The 7,355-nt window shown below is 66.6% G+C and carries 5 protein-coding genes; 3 read left to right on the top strand and 2 right to left on the bottom strand.

Annotated elements, in window-relative coordinates:
* Together ACYQ4T_RS20195 and ACYQ4T_RS20190 are read right to left on the bottom strand one after the other, a co-directional pair.
* On the bottom strand, window positions 1–2,177 hold a 2,177-nt coding region (locus ACYQ4T_RS20195), incomplete at its 3' end, for an Ig-like domain-containing protein (RefSeq protein ID WP_459857999.1).
* Window positions 2,178–2,373: 196 nt separating this feature from the next.
* Complete coding sequence (locus ACYQ4T_RS20190; protein ID WP_459857997.1) at window positions 2,374–4,002, bottom strand: GMC family oxidoreductase; 1,629 nt, start codon at window positions 4,000–4,002, stop codon at window positions 2,374–2,376.
* Between the two features lie 104 nt (window positions 4,003–4,106).
* Here ACYQ4T_RS20190 and ACYQ4T_RS20185 point away from each other — a divergent pair, with 104 nt between their 5' ends.
* The 3 genes from ACYQ4T_RS20185 to ACYQ4T_RS20175 all read left to right on the top strand — a co-directional run bounded on the left by ACYQ4T_RS20185 (window position 4,107) and on the right by ACYQ4T_RS20175 (window position 7,342).
* Window positions 4,107–5,210, top strand: coding sequence for a mandelate racemase/muconate lactonizing enzyme family protein (locus ACYQ4T_RS20185; protein ID WP_459857994.1), 1,104 nt, complete (start codon window positions 4,107–4,109; stop codon window positions 5,208–5,210).
* Between the two features lie 112 nt (window positions 5,211–5,322).
* Window positions 5,323–5,655, top strand: a complete 333-nt coding sequence (locus ACYQ4T_RS20180; RefSeq protein ID WP_459857991.1) for a hypothetical protein — start codon at window positions 5,323–5,325, stop codon at window positions 5,653–5,655.
* Between the two features lie 118 nt (window positions 5,656–5,773).
* Window positions 5,774–7,342 (top strand): HWE histidine kinase domain-containing protein, encoded by a 1,569-nt coding sequence (locus tag ACYQ4T_RS20175; RefSeq protein ID WP_459857989.1) that lies wholly within the window; start codon window positions 5,774–5,776, stop codon window positions 7,340–7,342.
* Window positions 7,343–7,355: the final 13 nt, after the last annotated feature.

Genomic DNA, 7,355 nt, shown 5'->3' with positions numbered 1-7,355 from the left:
CCGTCCTTGTCGGTGATCGTGTAGGTGAAGATGTCGTCCACGCCGCCCTTGGTCATGGGGTCGCGGGTGTAGGAATAGCTGCCGTCGGCCTGCAGCGTGAGCTTGCCGTAGGCGCCCTGGAGCGGACTGTCGAGCGCGCCCGCGTTGCCCTCGAAGGCAACGCCGGTCACGACCGCGGTGTCGCCGCCCTGGCTGTCATTGGTCATGACATTGCCGGTCTCCGGTCCATAGGTTCCGGCGGCGACGTCGTCGCTGTCGTCGCGGGCGACCGGGAGGTCGTCGTTGACGTCGATGTTGATGGCTGCGGGGACATAGTCGCCGTCGTCGTCCAGCGCGGTCACGCCGAAGGCGAGCGCGATCGTTTCCTCGGTGCTGCCGGCCACCAGGACCCCTGCTTCGCCGAAGATGAGGTCGGTGCCATGGTCCAGCGGGCCGTAGAGCGTGAAGGTGAAGGCGCCGGTGTCCTGGTCGAGCACCAGGGTGAAGATGGTCGTGTCGCCGATGACCCGTGCGAGTGCGCTGTCCTCCTCGGGCGCCGGGATGCCGACGGTCAGGTGATCGGCACCGACCGAGAGCACGTAGAGGGTCTGGCCGCCGGACTTGAGCACGCCGTCGCCATAGGGGAAGACTTCGCCTTCGGTATAGGCGCTGGTGTCGAGCACGAAGGCGTGCTTGTCGGCTTCCGGCTTGTAGTCGCGCAGCGCGGGGCCGTCGGCGCCGAAGGTGATGTTGACCTGGCCGGTGACGGAGGCGCCGCCCGCGGTGTCGCCGTTGTCGCCGGCATTGCCCTTGCCGTCGGCGCCCTTGTCATTGGCGCCGCCCTGCAGCCAGTCCTCGTCGATCAGGCCGGACGTGGTGCTGTCCTTGGTCGGCAGCGAATCGCCGACCATCGCGCCGTCGAGGTTGTGGTAGGTCACGTTGTCGAACAGCGGCACGTCGTCGGCGAAAGTGAACTCCGCGCTGCCGCTCAAGGAAGGCGGCGGCGTGACGTCGTTGCCCTCGCCTTCCTGCAGCAGGCCGTCATAGACCGTGAACTCGACGCCGATGGTCATCTCGTCCCGGCCGGCATCGCCGGTCCCGGCATCCGGATGATCCAGGCGGTTGATCATGATGGTCTCGATGGTGAAGCCGGTGTCGGTCGGCTCGACATGGACCACCGCCACCAGGGCGTTGTCGGAATCCCGGCGCACGAACATCGTGTGGCCGCCATCGGCATACTGCACGTAGAGCGTGCTGCCGTTGGACGTGAGGCCCGGCGCGATGCCGTCCAGCAACAGGTCGCCGGAGCCGCCGGTGAAGGTCGCATCGACATCGACGGTGCGGAGGGTCTGGTCGAGATATTCCTGGAAGTCGCCGTTGGTGGCACCCGTGCCCTGGAAGTCGGACCAGCCGGGGAACATCGGGTTCTCCGGGTTCTCGACCGCGTCCTGATACTCGGTCATGAAGTCGGCGAAGCTGCCGAGATAGCTGGTCTGCGCCGGGTCGCGGAAGAAGCGCTCCGAATGGCCGCCGGAAAGCGGGCCGACCGCGAAGCCGAAGACGGTGCCGGCCAGCAGCGGCTCGGCGAAATCGTTGCGGATGCTGTTGTCGATCAGGCCGTAGCTGAGCTCGGTCGCGTCCTGCGCGCCGACGCCGGAGAAGCCGCCGAGCCCGCCGCCCGGGCCGAATGGCGAGAACAAGGCGCCGCTGTTGTCGGCGCCCTGGGGACCGGCCGCGGCGTCACCCGGGCCGGCGGCGGTCTGGATGTCGATGGTGGGATCGGTCGAGGCCAGCATGGTGGCGACGTCGATCGGCTGGCCGTCTGCCGTCTCGACCGTGATCGGCGCCTGCTGGTTGGCGTCCACATAGCCTTGCAGGATGACCGTGACGTTGCCGACCCGGATCGCCAGGTTGCCGTCCCCGATCCGGCCGATGATCTCGGCCTCGCCGGTGAAGGGCGCGCTCAAGACCAGCACATCGCCCGGCTGCACCGGCACCCGCACCACATCCGCACCCGCCGGGATCGCCACCTGCTGTGGCGCACCGGCCGCCGCACCGGCCGCTGCCGGCGGCTCCGCCGCAGCGTCGGCCTGCGCCACCTGGACAAAGACACTGTCCTGCTGATTGGCGCTGAAGAAATCCTCGGAATGGGAGTCGCGCTCGAGCATTTCGCTCGGGGTGCTGGTATCGGTGGCCATGACCCGCCTCGTCTGGCGCCCCCTGCGGCGCCGGGTGACGGCCGGATGCCCCCCCGGGCCCGTTGCCGTCCAACCCGAAAACGAGGTCGAGGCCTCCGGTATTTCCCTCAAATTGTCGGTTTATTGCCGAAAACACACATCTATATGTAAGTATCTGCCGCAGTTTTCGGGTATTTTCGGAGACTCGGTCCGCGTCTCACCCAGCGGCGCGTTGTGCGTCCTCCAGGATCAGCTCGGCACCCTTTTCACCGACCATAATAGAAGGTGCGTTGATGTTGCCGGAGGTGACCGAAGGGAAGATTGCGGCATCGACCACCCGCAGCCCTTGGACGCCATGCACCTTCAGCCGGGGATCGACCACCGAGCGGGCCGGGTCCGGCCCCATGCCGCAGCTGCCACAGGGATGGAACACGGAATAGGAGCGCGCGCGGATATCGGCGATAAGGTCCGCATCCGACTGCGCGCCGGGGCCGGGCTTCAGCTCGGCCTCGATCAGGTCGCGCAGCGCCGGGGTCGCGGCGAGACAGCGCAGGAACTTGGCACCGGCCAGGAGCTCGGCGACATCCTGCTCGGTGGTGAGGTAGTTGGGCTGGATCCGCGGCGGCTCCTGGGGGTCGGCGGAGCGGATCTCGAGCAGGCCCCGGCTGGTCGGCCGGCAGGGCGAGGCCGAGGTGGTGAAGCCCGGGAAGGGATCGGGATGCATCAGCGGCCGGATGCCGGGCGGCGTGCGCTCATAGGTCAGCGGCGAGAAGTAGAGCTGCATGTCCGGCCGCTTAAGATCCGGCCGGGTGCGGAAGAAACCGCCGCCCTGGTTGACGCTCAAGGAGAGCGGGCCGCCGCGGGTCAAGACATAGCGCAGCGCGGCGCGCAGCTTGCCGGAGAAAGGATAGAGATCGTTGTTCAGGCTCGGCCGCTTCGCCCGGTAGACATGGTCGTAGCAGAGATGATCCTGGAGATTGCGCCCGACCATCGGGCTGTCCTGCACGACGTCGATGCCGTGCGATCTCAACAAGGCCGCCGGGCCGACGCCGGAGAGCTGCAGCAGTTGCGGCGAGTTGATCGCGCCGCCGGAGAGGATCACCTCGCGCCGCGCGCGGACTTCGATCGCGCGGTTGCCGTAACGATAGACGACGCCGACCGCACGCTTGCCCTCGAACTTGATCTGGGTGGCGAGCGCGTTGGTGCGGACGACCAGGTTGCGCCGCCAGAGGGCCGGCCAGAGATAGGCGCGCGCCGACGACAGGCGGAAGCCACTGCGCGTGGTGATCTGGTAGTAGCCGACGCCTTCCTGGGTCGCGCCGTTGAGATCCGGGTTGTAGGCGAGCCCCGCCTCCTGCCCCGCCTTGATGAAGACCGCGGTCAGCGGATGCGCGGTTTTTGAAATCTCGGTGACGTGCAAGGGTCCGCCGGCACCGTGATAGGGACTGTCGCCCAGCGCATGGTCCTCCATGCGGCGGTAGAGCGGCAGCACGTCGCGCCAGCCCCAGCCCGGATTGCCGGCCTTCTCCCAGTCGTCGAAATCCTCGGCCTGGCCGCGCACATAGACCATGGCGTTGATCGAGCTTGAGCCGCCGATGACCTTGCCGCGCGGCCAATAGCTGTTTCGATCGCCGAGGCCCGGGTCGGGCTCGGTCTGGTATTTCCAGTTATAGCGGCCGTCATAGAAGGTCTTGCCGTAGCCGATCGGCACCTGGATCCAGAAGCGATGGTCCCAGGGTCCTGCTTCTAGCAGCAGGACCTTATGCTTGCCACCGGCACTCAAGCGGTTCGCCAGGACGCAACCGGCCGAGCCCGCGCCGACGATGATGTAATCGAACAAGTCCAAGATTGCCCCAGGAGAGCCGCCGCGATTGAAGCCGCGGGTCAATAACTGCTAGACCGGCGGCAAATTCAAGTGAATTGCCGCGGTCAGGAGGCCTTGGGGACATCATGAAGATCAAGAAGCTGGAAACCTTCACGAACCAATCGGTCGGCTTCGTGAAAGTGACGACCGATGACGGCAAGGAAGGCTGGGGCCAGGTCTCCAACTACAATGCCGACATCACCTGCCAGGTCTTCCACCGCCAGGTCGCGCGCTATGCCCTGGGGCAGGACGCCCTCGACATCGAGGCGCTGGTCACCTTGATCCCCGAGCGCGAGCATAAATTCCCGGGCTCCTACCTGATGCGCGCGCTGACCGGGCTCGACACCGCGCTCTGGGACTTGCGCGGCAAGATCGAAGGCAAGAGTGTGTGCGAGTTGCTCGGCGGCAAGCCGCGGCCCTTCCCTGTCTATGCCTCCAGCATGAAGCGCGGCGAGATCACGCCCGAGGCCGAGGCCGAGCGGCTGAAGCGGCTGCAGGGCGAGTTCGGCTACAAGGCCTTCAAGTTCCGGGTCGGCAAGGAATGCGGCCACGACCAGGATGAATGGCCGGGCCGCACCGACGCGATCGTGCCCCAGGTCAGGAAGGCGCTGGGCGACAAGGCCATCCTGCTGGTCGACGGCAACAGCGGCTACACCCCGAAGAAGGCGATCGAGGTCGGCCATATGCTGCAGGACCATGGGGTGGTGCATTTCGAGGAGCCCTGCCCTTACTGGGAATATCATTGGACCAAGGAAGTGAAGGAAGCGCTCGACCTCGACGTCACCGGCGGCGAGCAGGACTGCGATCTCGCGCTCTGGCGCTTCGCGATCGACATGCGCGCGGTCGACGTGGTGCAGCCCGATGTCTGCTACATCGGCGGCATCAACCGCACACTGAAGGTGGTGGAGATGGCGAAGCGGGCCGGCCTGCCCGTCACGCCGCATTCCGCCAATCTTTCGATGGTCACGGTGTTCACGCTGCATCTGATGGGTGCGATCGAGAATGCCGGGCCCTATGTCGAATTCTCGATCGAGGGCGACGACTACTACCCCTGGCAGGACGGGCTGTTCACGCCGGCACTGGTCGCCAAGGACGGCAAGGTGCAGATCCCGGATGCGCCGGGCTGGGGCGTCGAGATCAGCAAGGATTGGCTCTCGAAGGCGAGCTACCAAAAGAGCGAACTCGCCTGAAGGAACCTGTCCCCGAAGCGACCTGACTCGGCCGAACACATTTTCGCGAAGACACCGTTTCGGAGGTGCAGTGGGCGAACCCTAAGGGCAAGTTGAGACTTTAGGGGTGAGCATGATGAAGATTCGATTCGCCTTTCTCTCCGTCGCGCTGGTCGGCGGCGCCTTCGGCCTGCTGTCGGCTGCCGCCGAGGCCCAGTCCGTGTCGGGCAGCATTTACTATGGTCCGGCACCCGCGCCCGTCTACGTGCAGCCACAGGTGGTCTATGTGGAGCCGCAGCCGGTCTATGTCATGCCGCCGGCTTACTATTACCCGCCGGCCCCCACCTATTATTATGCGCCACCGCCGGTCTACTATCCGCAGCCCGGCACTTGGGCACCGGGGATCAGCGCCACTTTCAACTTCGGCGGCGGCAAGGGTGGCGGCCATCACTGGCGCCACCATTAGCGATCCAAATTGGTCCCGCCGGGCCTAGAATCCCCCCTCGTCTTCCTGGTCAGCGCGCCGATTTGGCTATATCGTCCTAACCCTTGTGCCGAGCCGGCACGGGCAGCGACGAAGCGTGATGGCCGATTTCGCCCAGGACAGAGCCGACAATTTTGCCGCGGAGGCCTTGGCCCGGCGCGTGGCCGAGCAGGCGGCGCTCTACGAGTTCACCGACCGGCTGTTCCGGGCAACCACGCGGCATGAGATCTATGACGCCGCCCTGGATGCCATCATCCGGGCGCTGGGCTGCAGCCGCGCCTCGATCCTGCTGTTCGACGACAGCGGCAAGATGAGTTTCGTCGCCTGGCGGGGCCTGTCGCAGGCTTATCGCGATGCCGTGTCGGGACACTCCCCCTGGAGACCGGGCGACCGCAATGCGCAGCCGATCTGCATCGGTCTGGCCGGGGCCGCCGATTTGCCGCCGGGGTTGAAGACCGTGCTCAGCCGTGAGCGCATCGAGGCGCTGGCCTTCATCCCCCTGACGCTCGACGGTGCGGTCATCGGCAAGTTCATGACCTATTACGCGACGCCGCATCGCTTCGACGGCGCCGAGATCGAGCTGGCGGTGACGATCGCGCGCCAATTGGGATTCCGGATCGAGCGCCTGCAGTCCGAAGAGAAGCGCGCCGCCGCCGAACGCGCGCTCAAGTCCGAGCGCGAGTTGCTCCGCACGATCATCGACTGCGCGCCGGTGATGATCACGCTCTACAACCCCGAGACCGGCAAGCTGCAGCTCAATCGCCAATACGAGCAGCTGACGGGCTGGACCGTTGAATCGGGGACCGCGGGGCTGATGGAGCAGGCCTTTCCCGATCCGGAATACCGGGCACAGGTCGCGACCTTCATCGAGGCTTGCGGCCCGGACTGGATGGACATGACCATGCAGACCCTGAGCGGCCGCAAGATCGAGACCAGCTGGGCCAACTATCGCCTTTCCGATGGGACGCGGGTCGGGATCGGGATCGAGATCACCGACCGCAAGCGGCTGGAGGCCCAGCAGGCCCTGCTGCTCGGCGAGACCAGCCATCGCCTCCGGAACCTGTTCGCGGTCGCGAGCAGCGTCATCGACATGAGCGCCCGCAATGCGCAATCGCCGAGCGAGCTCGCCGAAGCTGTGCATGACCGGCTGAGCGCGCTGACCCGCGCCCATGCGCTCAGCCATCCCGGCATGCAAAGCCTTCCGGATGGGCGGGAGACGACCCTCCGCGCCCTGCTGGAAGCCATCTTCGAGCCCTATGCGGCGGAGGCCCGCGCGCCGTTCACCTGGACCGGAAGCGACCTGGTGCTGGGATCGGATGCGCTCTCGGCCTTGGCGCTGCTGCTGCATGAGTTCGCGACCAATGCCGCCAAGCACGGCGCCTTGTCGCAGGCCGGCGGCCATGTCGTGATCGACAGCTTCATCATCGACGGCGCCGAGCTCGCCTTGACCTGGCGGGAGACCGGCGGCCCGTCGGTCGTGGGGCCGCCGGCGACGCGCGGCTTCGGCGCCTACCTGGCCGAGCGCGTGGTCAACGGCCAGTTCGGCGGCCGCATGACCCGGGAATGGAGTGCCGCCGGCCTCGCCATCCGGCTCTGGCTGCCGCTCGAGCGGCTCAGTCCCAGCCCCCTGGCTGCCAGCCCTCTTGTTGAAGGGGCGCCGCGCCAATAGGCTCTGTCCCCAA

The organism is Dongia sp. agr-C8, from assembly GCF_054658695.1.
This window is presented reverse-complemented; position numbering and strand designations above follow the sequence as displayed.

Excerpts from the sequence above, each read along its gene's own strand:
- ACYQ4T_RS20185 (WP_459857994.1), top strand. The coding sequence starts at position 4,107 with ATGAAGATCAAGAAGCTGGAAACCTTCACGAACCAATCGGTCGGCTTC.
- ACYQ4T_RS20180 (WP_459857991.1), top strand. The coding sequence starts at position 5,323 with ATGATGAAGATTCGATTCGCCTTTCTCTCCGTCGCGCTGGTCGGCGGC.
- ACYQ4T_RS20175 (WP_459857989.1), top strand. The coding sequence starts at position 5,774 with ATGGCCGATTTCGCCCAGGACAGAGCCGACAATTTTGCCGCGGAGGCC.